The following is a 20,285-nucleotide window of genomic DNA, read 5'->3' as shown; positions in this document are numbered from 1 at the left end:
ATGCCCGCCGATCTGATTCTCATCGCCTACGACGGATCCGACAACGCCAAGCGCGCCATCGAGTACGCGGGCCGTTTTCTCAGCGCCCAGCGCGCGGTCGTGGTCACCGCCTGGGAACCGATGGTCCGCCAGGCCGCCCGGATGTCCGGGCTCTCGGGCGTCATGCAGCCGGAGTGGGTGCCCGACGAGGACAGCGAGGACATCGCCCTCACCGACGCGAAGACCACCAACGCGGAGGGACTCGACCTGGCCTTCGCCGCGGGACTCAACGCGGAGGGCCGCTGCGCGGAGTGCACCGCCACCATCTGGACCACCATCGTCGAGACCGCCGACGACCTGAACGCCGACATCATCGTCACCGGCACCCGCGGCACCACCGGGGTGCGGTCGCTGCTGCAGTCCTCGGTCGCCGACCACGTGCTGCGGCACAGCCACCGGCCGGTGCTGATCGTGCCGCCCGGCAAGTAGCCGCCTGAGCCCGGGACCGGGCGCGCCGACTATCGTCGGGAACCGACATGAACGGTTTCCTGCTCTCGCGCGCCGACCGGACCCTGCGCACCTCCGGCAGCCGGGACCAGTACCGCGGAATCGACGCCGCCGCCGAGGCTCTCGCCCGGCGCACGGTGCCGTTGGTGGTCGGCGCGCTGCCGTTCGACCCCGCCGGGCCCGCCGCCCTCACCGCCCCCGAGACCGCGCACCGCAGCGCCGGTCCGTGGCGGCCCGACTCGCTGCCCGCGCTGCCCGCGGTCCGGATCACCGGCGAACTGCCCACCCCCGACGAGCACCGGGCCCGGGTGGCGCGGCTGGTGGCGCGGCTGCGCGCCGGCGAACTCGACAAGGTGGTCGCGGCGCGGTCGGTGGTCGTCGAGGCGTCGGAACCGGTGCGACCGTGGTCGCTGCTGGCCCGGCTGGTCGCGCAGGACCCCGTCGGCAACGGCTTCGGGGTGGACCTGAGCCCCGCCGGCGGCGAGTACGTCGGCCGCGCCCTCGTCGGCGCCAGCCCGGAACTGCTGCTGCGGCGCACCGGCCGGGAGGTGGTGTGCTTCCCGCTGGCCGGCACCGCCCCGCGGCACACCGACCCCGCCGCCGACCGCGCCGAGGGCGACCGGCTGCTGGCCTCCGGCAAGAACCGCGCCGAACACGCCTTCGTCACCGACTGGATCCGCGACGCGCTGGGGCCGGTGTGCACCGAACTGACCGTGCCCGACGCCCCGCGGCTGGTCAGCACCCGGCAGGTGTGGCACCTGGCCACCCCGATCAGCGGCGTGCTGCGCGAGCCGGCGCCGACCGCGCTGGAGCTGGCTCGGCTGCTGCACCCCACCCCGGCGGTCGGCGGCACCCCGTTCGCCGCCGCGCTCGCCGCCATCCGTGAGACCGAGGAACCCCGCGGCTTCTACGGCGGCGCGGTCGGCTGGTGCGACGCCGACGGCGACGGCGAGTGGGTGGTCGCGATCCGGTGCGCCGAGGTGGACGCCGACGGACTGCGGCTGCGCGCCTGGGCCGGCGGCGGCATCGTCGCCGAGTCGGACCCCGACGCCGAGCTCGCGGAGACCTCCACCAAGCTGGGCACCCTGCTCGGCGCGCTGGGCGTGTCCGGAACCTCCTGACCCGGGACCCCTGACCTGGGCCCCGGCGCCGATCCAGGTCGCCCGGCGACACCGCCGTTCGCCGGTCCCGCACCTCGTCGTCGTCTCGACGTAGCGTCGTTTCTCGTGTTGACCAAGCCACCGGGAACACCCGCCGAGGCGCCTGTCGTCGGGTGGCCGCTGGTGGCCGCCGCCGCGGTCGCCGCGGTCGGGGTGCTGGTCTTCCACGTGGTCGCGGCGCCGCTGGACAACCCGTTCTACGGACTGTTCAGAAACTACGCGGACCTGGCGATCTACCGCGCGGGCGGCGACGCCGTCGTACAGCGCACCGGTGTCTACAACGGCCCGGTCCTGTTCGGGATGCAGTTCACCTACACGCCGTTCGCCGCGATCGTGTTCGCGCCGCTCGCGCTGATCACCCAGTCCGCCGCGAACGTCCTGTGGTGGTCGGCGACGTTCCTCGCGCTGGCCGCGACCGTCGCACTGAGTTTCAAGAGCCTCGGCTACCGGCTCGACCGCCGGGTGCGGCTGCTCAGTGTGCTGCTCGCGGTGGCCGCCACCGCGCTCGAACCCGTCCGCACGACCGTCTGGCTCGGCCAGGTCAACGTCTTCCTGATGCTGCTGGTGCTGTGGGACCTGACCCGGCCGGACGGGTCCCGTCTCAAGGGCGTCGGCGTCGGCGTCGCCACCGGCATCAAGCTCACCCCAGGCTTCTTCGTGGTCTACCTCGCCGTCACCCGGCAGTGGCGCAGCTGCGTGACCGCGGTCGGCGCCCTCGCCGCCACCGTCGCGGTCGGGTTCGCGGTGATCCCCGGCGACGCCTGGTCGTACTGGACCGGCCAGTTCCGCAGTACCGAACGGGTGGGCCCGGTGGACGCGCCGAGCAACCAGTCCGTCAACGGGGTGCTGGGGCAGCTGCTCCGCTTCTACGACGTCGCCCGGTACTCGAACCCGGACAACGCCGGGGTGTTCGAGCCGCCGACCTGGATGTGGCTCCTGTTCGCGGTGCCCGCCGTGGTCCTGGGTGTCGCCGCCGCGCGGGTCGCGCACCGTCGCGGGCACGAACTGCTCGCCGTCGTGCTGACCGGGATGACGGCGGCCACCGTCTCCCCGTTCTCGTGGGGACACCACTGGGTGTGGTTCGTGCCGCTGTTCGTGCTGGCCCTGCACTTCGCGCTCACCTCCGCGGCGCCGTCGCGGTGGCTGGTGCCGATCGCGGCGGCCCTCCCCGCGCTGACCTGGTGGCACGACTACGCCGACCGCCCGGGCCTGCACGGCGCCGAGCACCCGATCGGCATCGGGCTGTTCATGATGCCGTTCGACCCAGACCGGTGGTGGGCGCACGTCCTGGCACCGGTCTACGCGGGCTGCTACCCGCTGGCGTTCGCCGTCGTCGCGGCCGCGACCCTGCTGGTCCGATCCCGCGGCGCCGTCGACGACTTCCCGCTGCCGGCCGCCGTCGCCGGCGCGGACCCCGGCGGCAATGTCCTGGAAGGCGCGGCGCCGGAGCCGATCCGGCCGACGCAACGGGCCGACGAGGGGGAAGCGGACCCGACACCGGCGGCCCGGGTGATACCTTGACGCGACACGTTGTCCAGGCAGCAGTAAATGGGAGATCCGAGATGAAGTTCCTTGTCCCCGGTGTGGCAAGTGCAGTGGTCGGCGCGATCCTCGGCTTCGGCGCCGTGTTCGGCATTACCGCGGCCGCCTCGGACAACACCCGTCCGGACGTCGACACCAGCGGCAACAACACGTCCTCCCTGCTGAACCAGGTCGAGTACGGCAGCCGCTAACCGCTCCACGACGATCCCGGTTACCCGCACCACCGAAGTCTCGACGTCCGAGGCGCCGAACACCGAACCCCTCTCGAGGCGGTGGTTGTTCGGCGCCTCCGTCGTGGCACTGGTGCTCGTCTTCATCCAGTCCCCCGGACTGCTCGTCGCCGACACCAAGTACGACCTCACCGCGAACCCGATCGGGTTCCTCGCCCGCGCCTCCCACCTGTGGAGCAGCCAGGCCCCGCTCGGCCAGGTGCAGAACCAGGCGTACGGCTACTTCTTCCCGCACGGCGCGTTCTTCGCACTCGGCCAGCTCGCGCACGTGCCGCCGTGGATCACCCAACGGCTGTGGTGGGCGTTGCTGCTGGTCGCCGGCTTCTGGGGCGTCGTGCGGGTCGCGGAGGCGCTCGGCGTCGGCAGCCGTAGCTCCCGGATCGTCGCCGCGGTCGCGTTCGCCTTCGCGCCCCGCGTCCTGACCACCCTCGGCTCGATCTCCTCCGAGTCGCTGCCGATGATGCTGGCCCCCTGGGTGCTGCTCCCGGTGATCCTGGCGACTACGTCGCCCGTGCGCCTTTCCGGTAGTCAGCACGACCAGAAAGGCGCACAGGCGCGGAGCGCCTCGATGCCGCGACTGGCCGCGCAGTCCGCGCTGGCCGTCGCGCTGATGGGCGCGGTCAACGCCGTCGCCACCGCCGCCGCCTGCCTGGTCGCCGCCCTGTGGTGGGTGGCGCACCGGCCGAACCGCCGCTGGTGGCGTTTCACCGTGTGGTGGCTGCCGCTGTGCGTCGTCGCCGTCGCCTGGTGGATGGTGCCGCTGCTGCTGCTCGGCCGGGTCAGCCCGCCGTTCCTGGACTACATCGAGTCGTCGGGCGTCACCACCCAGTGGACCAGCCTCGCCGAGGTGCTGCGCGGCACCGACAGCTGGACGCCGTTCGTCTCCCCCGAGCGCATCGGCGGCGCGGTGCTGGTCACCCAGCCGGCCGCGGTGGTCGCGACCGGGCTGATCGCGGCCGCCGGGATGGCCGGGTTGGCGATGCGGGCGATGCCCGCGCGGGGCCGGCTGACGCTGATCCTGTTCGTCGGGCTGGCCGGTCTGGCGGCCGGCTACGTCGGCGAACTCGGGTCCCCGGTCGCGGACACCGTCCGGCAGTTCCTCGACTCCGGCGGCGCCCCGCTGCGCAACGTGCACAAACTCGAACCGCTGGTCCGGCTGCCTCTGGTGCTGGGCCTGGCGCACCTGCTGGCGAAGGTCCCGCTGCCCGGGTCCGTGCCGGGGCCGCGTTGGCGCAGTGCCTTCGCGCACCCCGAGCGGGAGCCGATGGTCGCGGTGACCAGCCTGCTCCTGGTCGCCCTCACCCTCGCCACCTCCGTGGCCTGGACCGGCCGGATCGCCCCGCGCGGCGCCTACCCGGAGGTGCCCGGCTACTGGCAGGAGGCCGCGGACTGGCTCGACGAGCACGCGGGCGGCGACTCCCCCGACCGTTCGGACGCGCAGCGCGCGCTGCTGGTGCCCGGCGCCCCGTTCGCCAGCCAGGTGTGGGGCCTGACCCGCGACGAGCCGCTGCAGGCGCTGGCCAGCACCCCGTGGGCGGTCCGCGACGTGGTGCCGCTGGTGCCGCCCGGCGCGATCCGCGCCCTCGACTCCGTGCAGCGGCTGATCGCCGACGGCAGCCCCTCCGACGGGTTGGCCCCGACGCTGCTCGGGCAGGGCATCAGCTACCTGGTGGTGCGCAACGACCTCGATCCCGACACCTCCCGCTCCACCCGCCCGCTGCTGGTCCACCAGGCGGTCGAGGGTTCGCCCGGGCTGACGAAGGTCGCGGAGTTCGGCGAGGACGTCGGCCCCGGGCACGTGGACGGCTTCGTCGCCGACGGGGACCTGCGGCCGCGGTACCCGGCGATCGAGATCTTCCGGGTCGAGGACCCAGCCCGGCCCGACCCCGTCGCCGCCGGTCCGTACACCGTGGACCTGGCCTCCGTGCCGGTCCTGCAGGGCGGCCCGGAGTCGTTGCTGCGGCTCAACTCCCGGCCCCCGGACGGCGACACGGCAGTCGCGGGGCCGACCGCCGCGCCCGTGCTGCTGGCCGCCGATGCGGCCCGTGCGGGACTGCCCGTCGAGACTGTCACGGTCACCGACACCCCGACCGACCGGGAGACCGACTTCGGCGAGGTGGACAACCACAGCTCCGCGCTGCGTGCCCCGGACGACCCGCGCCGCACCCACAACCGGGTGCCCGACTACGCGGTGGAGGGCGCGCCCCTGGTCACCGGCCAGTGGGACGGCGCCACGATCACCGTCTCGAGTTCGGCGTCGGACGCCACCCAGCTCGGCGGTACCGCACCGGGTGCGGGGCCGGCCGCCACCGTGGACGGCGACGAGTCCACCGGCTGGTTCAGCAACGGACTCGAAAGCGCTCTCGGGCAGTGGCTTCGGGTGGACCTCGACGCCCCCATCACCCGCGGGCTGCTGCACCTGCGCACCAGCGCCGCCGCGCTCGGCCCCCCCGTGAAGTTGATCGAGGTCACCACCCCGAACGGCAGCACCATGGTGCGGGTGACCGAACCCGGGGCGCAGCTGACGGTCTCACTGCCGCCGGGGCCCACACCGTGGCTGAAGGTGACCGCCGTCAGGACCGAGGACGGCTCGGCGGGAATGCAGTTCGGGATCAGCGAGCTGGGCGTGGACGACTACTCGGACTCGGACCACGCCGTGCCGGTACCGATCCGGCACCGCACCGTGCTGCCCCCGACCCCCGCCGGTGCGACCGTGGCCGGCTGGGACCTGGGACAGGAACTCCCGGGCCACACCGGCTGTGTGGACGCCGCGGACCGGGTGCGCTGCCAGGTCGGCCTGGCCCTGCACCCCGAGGAGCCCGGGGTGTTCGACCGCACCCTGTCGGTGCCCCACGACACCGCCGTCGCGCCGCGACTGCTGGTGCGGTCCCGGCAGGGCGCGGCGCTCGACGCGCTGCTCGCCGACCCCGACCGGGCACTCGCGGTGGGCAAGGCCGCGATCGGCGACGCCCGCGGCGCCGCCTCCGCCGCCGTCGACGGCGACCCCCGCACCACCTGGATCGCCCCGTCCGAGAGCGCCCGCGGCCGGGGCGCGAAACCGACTCTGACGCTGACGCTTCCGGAGCCCACCCTGGTCACCGGCCTGGACCTGACGGCGAGCCTCGGCACGCTGCCCGCCGCGCCGACCTCGGTCGCGGTGGACCTCGGCACCGGACCGCAGGTGCGAGAAGTCAACGACGGCAAGGTCATTCGACTCGAACCGGCCGTCACCGACCGAATCGAGCTGAGCATCGTCGGCTGGGAGGACCTGCTGGACCGGACGGCCTTCGGGTTCGCCCAGCAGCAGCCGACCGGACTCGCCGAGGTCGGGGTGCTCACCACGGGCGACCGCCCGGTCGCCGGCACGGGCGACGACCCGTGGTCGGCGACCGAGCGCACCGTCACCGTCGGCTGCGACGAGGGACCGGCCGTCTCGTTCGCCGGCCACGTGCTGCGGACCTCCGTCACCGCGACAGTCGGCCAGTTGCGTTCCGGCGCACCGGTGCCCGCGACCGTCTGCTCGGTCGAGGGGCCCGACGGCGTCGTCACCGCCGACCAGGACTCCCCCTCGGACGGCGTCGACCTGGCGGTCCCGCTGACGGCAGGACGGCAGGACGTGGTGGTGGTGCCCGGTCCGGCGTTCTCGGTGGACGCCCTGGCGCTCACCGCGACGGGCGTCGCCGCGGCCCCGGCCGTGCCCGTCGCCCTGCCCGCCACCCGGGTGCCCACCGACGGCTGGTCCGCCGACCGCCGCGACCTGCGCGTCGACCCGGCCGCCGCCGACCGGCTGCTGGTGGTCCCGGAGTCGCACAACGTCGGCTGGGTCGCCGCCGCGGCCGACGGCACCGAACTCGCCCCGGTGGTGGTCGACGGCTGGCAGCAGGGCTGGATCCTGCCCGCCGGCACCGACGGCGCCGTCACCCTGACCTACCCCACCGACCGCTGGTACCGGCTCGGCATCGGGGTGGGACTGCTCGCCCTGATCCCGCTGCTGGCGCTCGCGGCGTGGCCGCGCCCTCGTCCTCGCACGGAGGACGGCCTCGGCCCGGCCCCCCGCACCTGGCGCAGCGTCACCGTCGGCTACCTCGGGGTGCTGGCGCTGGCCACCCTCGTCGCCGGCCCGGTCGGCACGCTGGTCGCGGCGGCGGTGACCGCGCTCGCGGTGACGGTCGGGGTGCGGCGCTCGCCCGCGACGGCCGCCCGCGTCCTGGTGGGCATCGCCGGCGCCGGCACGGCGCTCAGCGCCGTGCTGCTCTCCACCGGGCCCTGGCGGTCCCCGACCGGGTACGTCGGGCACTCGGCCCTGGTTCAGCTGGCGGCGCTGGTCTCAGTGGTCGCGGTGGGCCTGGCGGTGCTGCCGATCTCGGCGCGGGCGGCCCGGGCGGCCCGGCGCCGGCTCTCCCAGCCGGCGAGCGCACGCCGCACCGGCTCCTCCACCAGCGCGTAGCTGGCCGACGCGACCGCCAGGCTCAGCACCAGCGTCAGCACCAGCACGAACACGAAGCTGCCGCTGAACGGCGCGATGCCGAACACGGGGAACACGATCGAGAGCACCGCGAGGTGCCAGACGAACAGTCCGTAGGACCAGCGGCCGACGGCCAGCGCGGTCGGGCCGGCCAGCCAACGGTGTTCGCGGGACCCGTCGAGGACGAGCGGCGCGAGCAGCGCGAAGCCCAGCACCGCGCCGAGCGCGATCTTGGTCGCGTACTGCCAGGGCGCCGCGCGGGTGAGCCCCTCCGGGCCGGCCAGTTCCGTGCAGGCCAGCCCGAAGGCGAGCACCGCGACCGTCGCCATCAGGCCGCGTCGGCGCGCCAGCCGGTGCACCGGCGAGTCCGGCAGCATCACCAGCTCGGCCAGCACCATGCCCGCGCCGAACCACGGCAGGTACCCGGGCAGCCAGTTGTCGGCGTGGATGCCGTCCGGTGTCGGGATCGGCAGGAACCCCCACGCCAGGCTGAGCGCGGCGACACCGAGCAGCACCGGGACCCGCAGCCGGGCGGACGGCCCGCGCAGCCGCACCATCGCCCAGGCGAACAGCGGCAGCAGCAGGTAGAAGGCCACCTCCACCGACAGGCTCCACATCTGGGTGAGTCCGTCGGTGAGGGTGAGGGGGACGAACACCTGCACCAACGCCAGGTTCGCCGCCCACACCGTCCCGCCGCCGCCCGCGCCCGGCAGGAACAACAGCACCACGCACACCACCAGCCAGTACACCGGCAGGATCCGGGCCGCGCGGTGCAGCAGGTAGCGGCCGGTTCCCGGCGCAGCACCGAGTCCGTGGGCCGCGGCGGCGTGCGGGCGCCAGAGCAGGAATCCGGACAGCGCGAAGAACACCGCCACCGCCAGGTCGAAACGGCCCCACACCCGGCCCAGGACGGGCGTCGACGTGGCCCCGGTCTGGAAGGCCACGTGGGTGACGACGACCGCGGCCGCGGCCAGACCGCGCATGCCGTCGAGCGCGGGAACGAAGCCCCGGGAGGTCGACGTGGGGCGCTGCGCGAGTGCTGCCTGGGTAGCCATTTGGCGTCCAGTCTGCCCCGGACCGGCGCCGCACACGCGCACGGGCGCGTCTTACGGTGCCCAAAATAGAGCGTGCCAGCTCAATCTGGGGCTGGACACTGTTACTGTCTGGCTCACCGAGTGTCCCAGTGCGGACACTCTTCGCTCGGCGTGGCCTGCGGGCCCCGCCTCGGGGACGTGGCAACGAAGGACTAAGGAGAATCGGTATGGCGGAACGCTCAGGGCCGAGCAGGACACTCGCCTGCATCTTGGTGGGGCTCGGCGCATTCCTACTGGCGGCCGCTCTGCTGATCCCGACCTACACCGTGGGCCAGCTCAAGAAGACCCCGTTGGACCTCGAGGTCACCACGATCGCCGAGGGCAAGGGCGACGTGCTCGACGCGAAGGCCCTGGCCGCGGGCAAGGCCGTCGTCGACACGGGCGTGCCGATCGTCGCGCAGCGCTACGTCACCGTCGTCGACCCGTCGAACGCGGACGAGATCACCGTCCAGGCCGGTCAGACGGTGCGGCGCACCGACAAGAAGGGCGACACCGGCCTGCTGACCGCGAGCGTGGACACCATCAGCCTCGACCGCGTCAGCTCGATGCCGATCCCGGGTGGCACCAGCACCATCCAGATCGACGCGGACAAGCCCGCCAAGGAGATCCCGGACCGCGACGGGCTGCAGTACAAGTTCCCGTTCGACGCGGAGCAGAAGGCGTACCCGTACTTCGACCTGAACGCGCGCGCCACCCATGACATCGACTTCGTCGAGGAGACGGAGATCAACGGACTGAAGGTGTACCACTACAACCAGAAGGTCGCCCCCGTCGACCTCTCCAAGGTGGCACCGTCCGCGACCAACAAGCTGAGCCTCCCCGCCGACACCTGGGGCGTCCCGGGCGGCGCGGCACCGGTCACGATGAGCCGCTGGTACACCAACGAGCGCGACCTCTGGGTCGACCCGGTCACCGGCGTCATCGTCAAGGGCCAGGAGCAGCTGTACCAGTACTACGCCCGCGAGGCGAACAACCCCGAGGTGACCGTCCTCAAGGTGACCCTGCCGTTCAACGAGGAGACCATCGAGTACCAGGTCGGACAGGCGAAGGACGGCGCTGACAAGCTGTCGACCTTCGGCCGGACCGTGCCGATCATCGCCGGCATCCTCGGCGTGATCGCGCTGGCCGCCGGCATCTTCCTCGGTATCCGTGGTGGTCGCGGCCCGAAGGACCCGGCCGAGAACGCCGAGACCGGCCCGGTGCCCACCGAGCCCGGCAACGCCGCGGAGCCGACCTACGGCTCGTACGACTCGCAGGACCCCGCGACGGAGATGATTCCCCGTCAGGACTGGACCGCGGACGAGACCGAGGTCTTCCCGGCCGTCGACCCGCGCGAGCAGGACCCGCCGACCACCCGGCTGTAATCTCGCTACATCCACGGAGGGCCCGCACTCGACACCGAGTGCGGGCCTTCCGCGTTCCTGCCGCGGGCGTACGTTGGCAATCGGGACGAGGCGGTCGAGACCGGTCGCCCGAGACCCCCGGGACGACGCCGATGCGACCACCCCGACACCACTGCGAGTTCCGCTTCTACGAGGAGCTGAACGACTTCCTGGCGCCCGCGCTGCGCAGGCGGACCTTCCCCCACGCCTTCGACGGCACCCCCTCGGTGAAGGACCGGATCGAGTCGCTGGGCGTCCCGCACACCGAGGTCGACCTGATCCTCGTGGACGGCGTCTCGGTGGGGTTCGGGCACCGGGTGCGCGGCGGCGAGCGGGTGGCCGTGTACCCGGTGTTCGAGCGGTTCGACCTGACCGGCGTCACCCGGTTGCGGCCGCTGCCGCTGCGCGAGCCGCGGTTCGTCGCGGACGTGCACCTGGGCCGGCTGGCCGGCTACCTGCGTCTGCTCGGGTTCGACTGCCGGTACCGCAACGACTTCGGCGACGACGAACTGCTCGAGATCTCGCGGGCCGAGCGGCGTACCGTGCTGACCCGCGACGTCGGACTCCTCGAGCACGCCTGCCTCACGCACGGCGCGTTCGTGCACCAGACCGACCCGCGACGGCAGCTGCGCGAGGTGCTCGACCGCTTCGACCTGTGGTCCCGGATCTCGCCGCTGACCCGGTGCGCGCGCTGCAACAGCCCGCTCGAACGGGTGCCCCGCGCGGCCGCACTCGGCCGGGTGCCGGACGCCGTCGCGCGCGAGTACCGCGAGTTCACCCGCTGCCCGGGCTGCGGGCGGCTGTACTGGCCCGGGAGCCATCCGGAGCGGCTGCGGGAGCGGCTCGCCGCCGTCGGGGTGGTGCTGTGATCAGTCGGCGGAGCGCAACGCCGCGACGCTCACGACCGCGGCGGTCAGCGCCGCGGTCACCACCGCGACGGTGATCAGCTGCCGGATGCTCGACACGAACCCCAGGATCAGCCCGACCTCCACCGCCAGCCCCACCCACGCGACCAACGCGATCCGGGTCCGTTCGCGGGCGATCGCGGACAGCAACGCCCCCTGCAGCACCGCCAGGCACGCGCCGGCGAGGGCGAACGCCCACAGCAGCCCCTGCACCGGGGCGTAGTCCTGCCCGGCCAGCAGCGGCGCCAGCGGCGCGACCAGTGCGGCCCCGACCACCGCCACCGCCCCGAGACCCACCAGCACGCCGAGCGCGGACCGCACCGCCTTCGCCGAGTCCGCGGGGTTGGCCATCCTCGGGTACAGCACCACCCCGACCGCGGCGGGCAGCCAGAACGCCGCCTTGGTCGCCACCGCGCCCAGGGCGTACTGCCCGGCCTGCGCCTCGTCCAGCACCACCCGGGTCAGCAGCAGGTCCACCGACGACAACGCGATCAGCGCGAGCTGCACCTGCGAGGCCCGCAGCACCGCCGCGACCCCCACCCCCGCAAGCGGGCGGTGCCCCCACTCCGCCACTCGTTGGCCGGACGGTGCGGCGGCGCCCCGGCCCGCGACCACCCGTGCCCCGACCGCCACCGTCCCCGTCCCGATTGCCGCGGCGGCCAACGCGGCTCCCGGTCCGCCGCCGAGCGCGAGCACCACCACCGCGGGCACCACCTTCGCCAGGCCCGCCGCGGCCAGCACCACGCTCAACTCCCCGAACCGGCCGCGGCCCTGCAGCAGCCCCTGTTCGGTGGCCAGCAGGACCAGCATCGGCGCGGTGAGCAGGGCGGCGCCGGTCGCGCCGACCCCGGTGTCGAGGACCGCGGCGACCGGGACCACCAGCAGCGCGGCGATCACCGCGACGATCGCCGCGCACCGGGTGCCCAGCCTGCGCAGCGCGTCGTCACTGCCGCCGAGGACCACCTCCCGCGCGACCACGGTCTGCAGGGCCAGGGCCGGCACCGCGAGGACCAACTGCGCGGCGAGCAGGCTCGCGAACTCGCTGTAGCCGGCGGGCCCCAGCAGCCGGCTGGCGAGCAGCGCCAGCAGGTACGACGCCACGTTCGCGGTCATCGAGCCGACCGTCACCATCGTCATCCCCGCCACCGCGGACGGGGTGGCGAGGCGAGGTGTCATCCGCCCATGATCGCACCCGTTAGGGTGCGGACATGATCGCGCGGCCCGCGGGGCTCCTCCGGGCCCGGTTCGACGCGCGCGACGCCGTCCCCGCGGCGTACAGCCTGGTGCTGGCCGCGCTGGTCCTCGGGCCGCTGCTCGGGCCCGGCTACCTGCTGTTACGCGACGCGGTGAGCACCCCCCGGTCGTACCTCACCGACTCCGCGCTGGGCCTGACGGACGCGGCCGCCCGGGCGGTCCCGCAGGACGCGTTGCTCGCGGTGGCGTCGACCGTGGTCGACGGCGGCCTGCTCGTCAAGGCGCTGACCCTGCTGTCGCTGTGGCTGGCCGGCTGGGGCGCCGCCCGGATGGTGTCGGCGCTGTCCCCCGCAAGCGGGAGGTGCCCCCAGCCGACCGTCGCGCTGGGGCCGCTGCTGCTGGCGTCGACGGTGACGATCTGGAACCCCTACGTCGCGGAGCGGCTGCTGCAGGGGCACTGGAGCCTGCTCGCCGGGTACGCGGCGCTGCCGTGGACGGTGCTCGCCGCGCTGCGACTGCGCCGGTCCGCCGCGCCGTGGTCGCCGCGGGCCTGGTGCCCGCTGGGCCTGACGCTCGCCGCGGCCGGCCTGACACCGACCGGCGCGATCCTCGCGACCACCGTGGCCCTGGTGCTGCTGGCGCTGCCCGGCGGCGTCGGCGCCCGGACGCCGCGGCTGCTCACCGCCGCCGCGCTGGCCCTCGTCGCGTCGGCCCCGTGGCTGGTCGCGACCGTCTTGTCCGGGGCCGGGGCGCAGGGCTCGGACCCGGCCGGCGTCGCCGCCTTCGCGGCCCGCGCCGAGCCCGGCCTGGCGACCGTCGGCAGCCTCGCCGGGCTCGGCGGGATCTGGAACGCGGACGCGGTGCCGGGCAGCCGGACCTCGCCGTGGGCATTGGTCGGCACGGCGCTGCTGCTGACGGTGGTGGCCGCCGGGGTGCCGTCGCTGTGGCGCCGTCGCGGGAACCCGGTGATCGCGGCGCTGGGGGTGACGGCCGCGGCGGCGGTCGCGCTGCCCGCACTCGCCGCCACCGGCTGGGGTCTGCAGGCCGGCGAGTGGGCGGTGGTGCACGTGCCCGGCGCCGGGTTGCTGCGCGACGCCCAGAAGTGGGTGGCGCTCGCGGTCCCCGGCTACGCGCTGGCCGCGGCGGCCGGTGCGGGCGCCCTGGACCGGCTCGGCCGCCGGGTGTTCGGCGACCGTGAGCGGGCCACGCCGTCGCCCGCGAGGAATCCGGCGGCGGCCGCGGTGGGGATCGCCGCGGTGCTGATCGCGCTGCCGGACCTGGCGTGGGGCGTCGGCGGGGCGCTGCGTCCCGTGCGCTACCCGTCGTCGTGGTCGGAGGTCGCGGCGCGGCTCGAGGGTAATTCCGGGGACGTCGCGGTGCTGCCGTCGGGCACGTTCCGCCGGTTCCCGTACAGCGGCGACGCCCCCGTGCTCGACCCGGCGCCGCGGCTGCTGCCGCTCGACGTGCCGCAGACCGGCCGGCTGCTCGTCACCGACGCCGGGCAGTCCACGGACATCGGGGGCGAGGGGGCCCGCGCCGAACGGGTCGAGGCGCTGCTGATCGGCGGCGGTCCCGCCGACCACCTGCCCGGTCTGGGGGTCGGCTGGGTGCTCGTCGAGCGGGACGCCGCCGGACCGGTCGGTGACGCCGGGCGCACCCTGGCGCAGCTCGAGCCGGTGTTCGCCGACGAGCACCTGGCGCTGTACCGGGTACCGGGCGAACCCGCGCCGCCGCCGCACCGGGCGGGGGCCAGGGCCGCGGCGGTCGCCGCGCACCTCGCGTGGGCGCTGCTGCTAGGCGGTAGCGCGCTCGGCGCCCTGGCCTACCGCGGCCGGACCCGCGCCGACCGGGTCTGAGACGGCCGCCGCGTCCGGCGCCCCGATCAGGCCCGAGACGTAACGGCCGGAGGCCGACTCCGCGAGCACGGTGTGCACGCCCGCCGCGGTCTGCGTCCAGGAGAACTCCGACGCCCGCATCCGCGCCTTCTCACCGAGATCGCCGCGCAACTCGGCGGCGTCGAGCAGCTCCGACACCGCGATCGTCAACTGTGCGGCGTCGTCCACCAGGAGGCCGGTCACGCCGTCGACGACGGAGTCGGTGAGCCCGCGCGAGCTGCGGTAGCCGACGGTCGGGACGCCGTGCTGCGCGGCCTCGATCACCGCCAGGCCCCAGCCCTCCTTGCGGGAGGGCATCACGTGCACCCACGCCCGCGAGAGCAGCTGGTGCTTGCGGTCCTCGGGGACGTGGCCGTGGAAGGTCACCGCGTCGGCGATGCCCAGTTCGCGGGCCCGCTCGCGCAGGTTCTCCTCCCACCAGCCGCCGCCGATCACGTCCAGGTGCAGCCCGGGGGTGCGGCCGCGCAGCGCCGCGACCGCGGACAGCGCGTCCTCGATCTGCTTGTGCGGCACCAGCCGCGACAGCACGCACACGCTCGGATGCGTGGTCCGGGTGGCCTCGTCACCGGCGGGCACGGCGGCGGGCAGTTCGTCGGCGCCGTTGCGCACCACCGCGACCCGCTCACGGTCCACGCCGAGCGCGGTCAGTTCCTCCGCGGACGGCAGCGAGACCGTCAGGTACTGGTTGCGCCGGTGCACCCGCGGCGAGAGCACGGACTCGACCCACCAGCCGATCCGGCCGACCAGCCGCCCGGCGACCGGCCACTGCTCGCGGTGGCAGTGGTGTACCAGCACGGTGATCGGCGCGCCCGCGACCGCGCGCGCGAAGAAGGGGATGCCGTTCTGGGTGTCGATCACCGCGTCGGGAGCGATGCCGCGGAGCGGGCCGAAACCCAGCCGACCGGCCGCGATCGCGGCCAGCGCCCGCGGGTAGACGGTGAACCGCCCGCCGCCGCGGCTGATCCGGATGCCGTCGACGAACTCCTCCCGCGGCGCCCCCGGGTAACCGGCGGTGCGCAGGGTGACCTTGATGCCGCGGGCCGCGAGTCCGGTGCCGACCTGTTCGAGGTAGCGCTCGCTGCCACCTCCCTGAGGGTGCCCGGTGTCGCGCCAGCACAACAACAGAACCTCGCGCACGGCACTACTCCTGGACCCTCGGGCGGTGACGGCCGCGGCGCGGCCGACGACTACCTTATCGGCTGCACGCTGCGAATTGTTGCGGTCCCGGACCGGAAACCGGCGTCGGCGCCGCCGCTCGCTAGGGTTGCTCCCCGTGACCGCCCTCCCCGTGACCCGTGTCTTCGCCCGCCGGGCCACCCTCCGTCGGTCGGTGCGACTGCTCTCGGACTTCCGCTACGAGCAGACCGATCCCGACATCTTCTACGGCGCCCTGGCCCGCGACTCGCTGGAACTGGTCGAGGACCTCTACGCCGGGGCGAACGGGGATTCGCTGTCCGGGCGGATCGTCCTGGACGTCGGCGGCGGGCCCGGCTACTTCGCCGAGGCCTTCCGCGCGGCCGGCGCGCGGTACGTCCCCGTCGAGCCCGACCCCAGCGAGATGCACGCGGCGGGCCTGACCGCCGGTGACGCGATCCGCGGGTCCGGGATGGCGCTGCCGATCCGCGACGCCAGCGTCGACATCTGCTTCTCCTCCAACGTCGCCGAGCACGTCCCCGAGCCGTGGACCATGGCCGAGGAGATGCTGCGGGTCACCCGGCCCGGCGGCCTGATGATCCTCTCGTACACCCTGTGGTGGGGGCCGTTCGGCGGCCACGAGACCGGCCCGTGGCACTTCCTGGGCGGCGAGTACGCGGCCCGCCGGTACGCCCGCAAGCAGGGCCACGAGCCGAAGAACCGGTTCGGGGTCTCCCTGTTCGACGTCGGCGCCGCGGACGGGTTGCGCTGGGCACGTTCGACTTCCGAGGGTCGGCTGCTGGCCGCCTTCCCGCGCTACCACCCGCGCTGGGCGTGGTGGATGGTGCGACTGCCGTGGCTGCGCGAGCTGCTGGTGAGCAACCTCGTCCTGGTGATGCGCAAGTAGGCGGCTCCGATAGCCTGCGCGGATGACCGTTCTCGCCCTGGACATCGGCGGCACCAAGTTGGCGGCGGGGGTGCTCTCCCCCGACGGCGAGCTGCTCGGCGAGCAACGCGTCCCGACGCCCGCGGCCGGGGTCTGGGATGCGACGGAGACGCTGCTGCGCGAGGTCGCGGACGGGCGGCCGGTGACGGCGGTGGGGATCGGCTCGGCCGGCCCGGTCGACGTCGACGCGGGCGTGGTCGGTCCGCTCAACATCCCGCAGTGGCGCACCGGCTTCCCGCTGGTGGACGCGGTCCGGTCGCTGTTCCCCGGCGCCCGCGTGGCGCTGGCCGTCGACGGGGCCTGCTGCACACTCGCCGAGCAGCGCTTCGGAGCCGGCCGCGGGACCGCGAACCAGATCGGGATGATCGTCTCCACGGGCGTCGGCGGCGGCCTGATCCTGGACGGTCGCGTCGTCGGCGGGCGCACCGGCAACGCCGGACACATCGGCCACGTGGTGGTCCCGGGGGCCGAGGACGTGCCGTGCGTGTGCGGCGGATTCGGCTGCCTCGAGGCGGTCGCGAGCGGACCGTCCTCGGTTCGCTGGGCCAACGCCCGCGGCTGGACCGGGACGACGGGTCACGAACTGTCCGAGTCCGCGGACGCGGGCGACGCGGTGGCACTCGCGGCGCTGCACCGGGCCGGCACCGCGGTCGGCACGGCGATCGCGTCGACCGCCGCGCTGCTGGACCTGGACCTGGCGGTGGTCGGCGGCGGCTTCGGGCAGTCCGGCGCGCCGCTGTGGGGCCCGATGCGCGAGGCGGCGGACCGGCACGCGCGGCTGTCCTTCAGCCGGGGCCTGCGGATCGTGCCGGCGGAGCTCGGCGGTCGGGCGACGCTGTTCGGCGCGGGCGCGTTGATGCTGGCGGAGTAGCGAAACCCACCCGACATCGGCCCTGGTCGGACGCCGATTCGGGGTTTCGTTCCAACCTCGACCGAAATGGGGGCTGATTTGCCCGCGAGGGTTCTGTAACGTGTTCTACTGTGCTCCTCACCACACTCGGTTATTTCACCGTCGGACCGCGCCGCGGCCACGGTGACGACGGAACGAGGACACCGTGAGCACAGCCGACACCGCACCCACCGACGCACCTCCGGGCGACAACGAGAACTACTCCGAGGTCGCTCGGCCCAGCGGTTCCCAACGCGACACCGCCGAACTGGGCCGCGAACTGCAGGCCTGGCTCCGGACCCGACTGCACGACGGCGCCGACCCACAGGTCACCGACGTGCGCCTGCCCGCGGCGAACGGCATGTCCAGCGAGACCATCCTGTTCGACGCGACGTGGACCGAGTCCGCGGAGGACGCCATTCACGAGGCGCCGGGGGCACGACGGACCCACGAACTCGTCGCCCGGGTCGAACCGGCCGCCGCGACGATGCCGATCTTCCCCAGCTACGACATGGGCACCCAGTTCGACGTGATGCGGGTCGTCGGCGAGCTCACCGACGTGCCGGTGCCGGCCACGTACTGGTCGGAGCCCGACGCGACCGCCCTCGGCGCTCCGTTCTTCGTGATGCAGCGCATCGAGGGCATCGTCCCGCCGGACGTGATGCCCTACACCTTCGGTTCCTGGCTGACCGAGGCCACCGCCGAGCAGCGCCGGGCCCTGCAGGACTCCTCGGTGGACGTGCTCGCGAAGCTGCACGCCATCGAGGACCCGTTGCGGCACTTCGACTTCCTGCAGCTGCCCGGCGGCGGCCCCACCGGGGAGCAGGCGTTCCGCGCCTATCTGGCCAACCAGCGCGAGTACTACGAATGGGCCTCGGCGCAGGGCCCGCGGTCCCCGCTGATCGAGCGTTGCCTGGACCGGCTGGAGGCGACGGTCCCGGCCGACGACTCCCCCGCGGTGCTGTGCTGGGGCGACTCGCGGATCGGCAACATGATGTACCGGGACTTCGCGCCGGTCGCGGTGCTGGACTGGGAGATGGCAACGGTCGGACCCCGCGAGGTGGACCTGGGGTGGATGATCTTCCAGCACCGGTTCTTCGAGGACCTTTCGACGCTGGCGGGCCTGCCCGGGCTGCCCGACTTCATGCGACGTGAGGACGTGGAGGCCCGGTACACCCAGGCCTCCGGGCACCGGGCCGAGAACCTCGACTACTACATCCTCTTCGCCGCGCTGCGGCACGCGACGGTCATGTTCCGCGTGCAGGCGCGCGCCATCGCGTTCGGGCAGGCCGCGCCCCCGGCCGACCCGGACGACATGATCCTGCACCGCCCGACCCTCGAGGCGATGCTCGACGGCACCTACTGGTCGGGGGTGTCGTGACGCCCACCCGGACCGGCGCCCCGCCGCCGTAGCGCACGCGGCCACGCGACCTTCACACCACGAGCCCGAAAACCCACACCAGCAAGGAAGAGAACTCATGACTGACTACGACAAGCTCTACATCGGCGGCCAGTGGGTGGCACCCGCCACCGACGAGCGCCTCGAGGTGTTCTCGCCCGCCACCGAGGAGCGCGTCGGCAGCGTTCCCGTCGCCGCCCCCGCGGACATCGACGCCGCCGTCGCCGCCGCCCGCACCGCGCTCGAGACCGGCCCCTGGCCGCAGACCACCCCGGCGCAGCGGGCCGAGATCCTCGTCAAGGCGGCGAAGCTGATCGAGGAGCGTTCCGACGAGCTGTGCACGCTGATCACGGCCGAGATGGGCGCGCCGCGCGCGGGCGTCGAACTCATGCAGAAGACCCCGTCGCTGGCCGTGCTGAACAGCTACGCGGCACTGGCCGAGTCGTTCTCCTGGGAGGAGGAGCGCACCGGACCGTTCGGCGTCTGCAAGGTCCTGCGTGAGCCGGTCGGCGTCGTCGCCGCCGTCATCGCCTGGAACGTCCCGCTGTTCCTGCTGGTCAACAAGCTGGCGCCGGCCATCATCTCCGGCTGCACCATGGTGCTCAAGCCCGCGCCGGAAACCCCGATGAACGCCAACCTCGTCGCGGAGATCTTCGCCGAGGCCGGCCTGCCGGAGGGCGTGCTGTCCATCGTCCCCGGTGGCGCCCCCACCGGCGAGTACCTGGTCTCGCACCCCGACGTCGACAAGATCACCTTCACCGGCAGCAGCGCGGTCGGCCGCAAGATCGGCGCCATCGCCGCGCAGAACCTCAAGCGTTGTTCCCTCGAGCTCGGCGGTAAGTCCGCCGCGATCCTGCTCGAGGACATGGACGTCCCGGCGACCATGCCGATGCTGGTGCTGTCGGGCCTGATGAACTCCGGCCAGGCGTGCGTCGGCCAGACCCGCATCCTGGCGCCRCGCTCGCGTTACGACGAGATCGTCGAGGCCATGGCCAACTTCGTCGGCTTCCTGCCGATGGGCATGCCGGACGACCCGGCCGCGCAGCTCGGCCCGATCATCACCGCCGCGCAGCGTGACAAGGTCCTCGGCTACATCGAGAAGGGCAAGGCGGAGGGCGCCCGCGTCGTCGTCGGCGGCGGCGTGCCGGCCGGCCTGGAGACGGGCTTCTTCGTCGAGCCGACCATCTTCGCCGACGTCGACAACTCGATGACGATCGCCCGCGAGGAGATCTTCGGACCCGTCCTGTCGGTGATCGCCTACGACACCGTCGAGGAGGCCATCGCGATCGCCAACGACTCCGACTACGGCCTGGCCGGCTCGGTGTACACCACCGACATCGAGAAGGGCCTCGAGGTCGCCAAGCAGGTCCGCACCGGCACCTACGGAATCAACTGGTACGCCTTCGATCCGGGCTCGCCGTTCGGCGGCTACAAGAACTCCGGCATCGGCCGCGAGAACGGCCCCGAGGGACTCGACGAGTACTGCGAGCTCAAGTCCATCCTGATGCCGCCCGGCTACGGCGCCTGAGCTTCCCGCTGACCGACGAACGCGCGGCGTGCACCT

14 protein-coding genes and 1 pseudogene are annotated in these 20,285 nt (G+C 73.8%); 12 read left to right on the top strand and 3 right to left on the bottom strand.

The features are described 5' to 3' along the window. The 5 genes from AC1DU4_RS02085 to AC1DU4_RS02065 all read left to right on the top strand — a co-directional run bounded on the left by AC1DU4_RS02085 (window position 1) and on the right by AC1DU4_RS02065 (window position 7,865). Window positions 1-468: a universal stress protein gene (locus AC1DU4_RS02085; RefSeq protein ID WP_477837454.1), complete on the top strand. Its 468-nt coding sequence runs from the start codon at window positions 1-3 to the stop codon at window positions 466-468. 47 nt (window positions 469-515) lie between these two features. Continuing rightward, the gene (locus AC1DU4_RS02080) at window positions 516-1,607 is read left to right on the top strand and encodes an isochorismate synthase (protein ID WP_477837453.1); all 1,092 of its coding nucleotides are present in this window, start codon (window positions 516-518) and stop codon (window positions 1,605-1,607) included. A 105-nt stretch (window positions 1,608-1,712) separates the two neighbouring features. After that, a complete protein-coding gene (locus tag AC1DU4_RS02075; protein ID WP_477837452.1) occupies window positions 1,713-3,167 on the top strand; it encodes a glycosyltransferase 87 family protein in 1,455 nt (484 codons plus the stop codon). A 41-nt stretch (window positions 3,168-3,208) separates the two neighbouring features. Further along, a complete protein-coding gene (locus AC1DU4_RS02070; protein ID WP_477837451.1) occupies window positions 3,209-3,379 on the top strand; it encodes a DUF2613 domain-containing protein in 171 nt (56 codons plus the stop codon). A 13-nt stretch (window positions 3,380-3,392) separates the two neighbouring features. After that, window positions 3,393-7,865: an alpha-(1->3)-arabinofuranosyltransferase domain-containing protein gene (locus tag AC1DU4_RS02065; protein WP_477837571.1), complete on the top strand. Its 4,473-nt coding sequence runs from the start codon at window positions 3,393-3,395 to the stop codon at window positions 7,863-7,865. Between the two features lie 23 nt (window positions 7,866-7,888). Here AC1DU4_RS02065 and AC1DU4_RS02060 read toward each other — a convergent pair. Then, window positions 7,889-8,938: pseudogene (locus AC1DU4_RS02060) on the bottom strand (acyltransferase family protein); the annotation flags it as partial. A 206-nt stretch (window positions 8,939-9,144) separates the two neighbouring features. Here AC1DU4_RS02060 and pgfA point away from each other — a divergent pair. Both pgfA and AC1DU4_RS02050 read left to right on the top strand, forming a co-directional pair. Next, window positions 9,145-10,341, top strand: a complete 1,197-nt coding sequence (gene pgfA, locus AC1DU4_RS02055) for a cell envelope lipid trafficking protein PgfA (protein ID WP_477837450.1) — start codon at window positions 9,145-9,147, stop codon at window positions 10,339-10,341. Window positions 10,342-10,472: 131 nt separating this feature from the next. Further along, window positions 10,473-11,228 (top strand): Mut7-C RNAse domain-containing protein, encoded by a 756-nt coding sequence (locus AC1DU4_RS02050; protein ID WP_477837449.1) that lies wholly within the window; start codon window positions 10,473-10,475, stop codon window positions 11,226-11,228. On the opposite strand, the gene AC1DU4_RS02045 is transcribed toward AC1DU4_RS02050, so the two are convergent. Beyond that, window positions 11,229-12,440 carry a polysaccharide biosynthesis protein gene (locus tag AC1DU4_RS02045; protein WP_477837448.1) on the bottom strand — a complete coding sequence of 404 codons (1,212 nt, stop codon included), beginning with the start codon at window positions 12,438-12,440 and terminating at the stop codon, window positions 11,229-11,231. Window positions 12,441-12,472: 32 nt separating this feature from the next. On the opposite strand from AC1DU4_RS02045, the gene AC1DU4_RS02040 reads away from it, so the two are divergent. Beyond that, complete coding sequence (locus AC1DU4_RS02040; protein ID WP_477837447.1) at window positions 12,473-14,314, top strand: MmpA family trehalose lipid delivery protein; 1,842 nt, start codon at window positions 12,473-12,475, stop codon at window positions 14,312-14,314. Here AC1DU4_RS02040 and AC1DU4_RS02035 read toward each other — a convergent pair. Then, entirely contained in the window at window positions 14,252-15,490 is a 1,239-nt protein-coding gene (locus tag AC1DU4_RS02035) for a glycosyltransferase family 4 protein (protein WP_477837446.1), read from the bottom strand. The two genes, AC1DU4_RS02040 and AC1DU4_RS02035, sit on opposite strands and share 63 nt — an antisense overlap. 136 nt (window positions 15,491-15,626) lie before the next feature. On the opposite strand from AC1DU4_RS02035, the gene AC1DU4_RS02030 reads away from it, so the two are divergent. The 4 genes from AC1DU4_RS02030 to AC1DU4_RS02015 all read left to right on the top strand — a co-directional run bounded on the left by AC1DU4_RS02030 (window position 15,627) and on the right by AC1DU4_RS02015 (window position 20,249). Continuing rightward, on the top strand, window positions 15,627-16,394 hold the full coding sequence (locus AC1DU4_RS02030; protein ID WP_477837445.1) for a class I SAM-dependent methyltransferase: 768 nt from the start codon (window positions 15,627-15,629) through the stop codon (window positions 16,392-16,394). A gap of 22 nt (window positions 16,395-16,416) precedes the next feature. Next, window positions 16,417-17,304 carry an ROK family protein gene (locus AC1DU4_RS02025; RefSeq protein ID WP_477837444.1) on the top strand — a complete coding sequence of 296 codons (888 nt, stop codon included), beginning with the start codon at window positions 16,417-16,419 and terminating at the stop codon, window positions 17,302-17,304. 184 nt (window positions 17,305-17,488) lie between these two features. Beyond that, window positions 17,489-18,703 (top strand): phosphotransferase family protein, encoded by a 1,215-nt coding sequence (locus tag AC1DU4_RS02020; protein WP_477837443.1) that lies wholly within the window; start codon window positions 17,489-17,491, stop codon window positions 18,701-18,703. Between the two features lie 97 nt (window positions 18,704-18,800). Beyond that, the gene (locus AC1DU4_RS02015) at window positions 18,801-20,249 is read left to right on the top strand and encodes an aldehyde dehydrogenase (protein WP_477837442.1); all 1,449 of its coding nucleotides are present in this window, start codon (window positions 18,801-18,803) and stop codon (window positions 20,247-20,249) included. Window positions 20,250-20,285 lie beyond the last annotated feature (36 nt).

The sequence above is a fragment of the Rhodococcus sp. P4_F5 genome, assembly GCF_056401315.1.
Note: the sequence above shows the minus strand (reverse complement) of the source record. Positions and strands in the feature narration are given on the sequence as shown.

Coding starts and splice junctions, on each gene's coding strand:
- AC1DU4_RS02025 (WP_477837444.1), top strand. CDS start 16,417: ATGACCGTTCTCGCCCTGGACATCGGCGGCACCAAGTTGGCGGCGGGG.
- pgfA (WP_477837450.1), top strand. CDS start 9,145: ATGGCGGAACGCTCAGGGCCGAGCAGGACACTCGCCTGCATCTTGGTG.
- AC1DU4_RS02040 (WP_477837447.1), top strand. CDS start 12,473: ATGATCGCGCGGCCCGCGGGGCTCCTCCGGGCCCGGTTCGACGCGCGC.
- AC1DU4_RS02070 (WP_477837451.1), top strand. CDS start 3,209: ATGAAGTTCCTTGTCCCCGGTGTGGCAAGTGCAGTGGTCGGCGCGATC.
- AC1DU4_RS02085 (WP_477837454.1), top strand. CDS start 1: ATGCCCGCCGATCTGATTCTCATCGCCTACGACGGATCCGACAACGCC.
- AC1DU4_RS02080 (WP_477837453.1), top strand. CDS start 516: ATGAACGGTTTCCTGCTCTCGCGCGCCGACCGGACCCTGCGCACCTCC.
- AC1DU4_RS02050 (WP_477837449.1), top strand. CDS start 10,473: ATGCGACCACCCCGACACCACTGCGAGTTCCGCTTCTACGAGGAGCTG.
- AC1DU4_RS02045 (WP_477837448.1), bottom strand. CDS start 12,440: ATGACACCTCGCCTCGCCACCCCGTCCGCGGTGGCGGGGATGACGATG.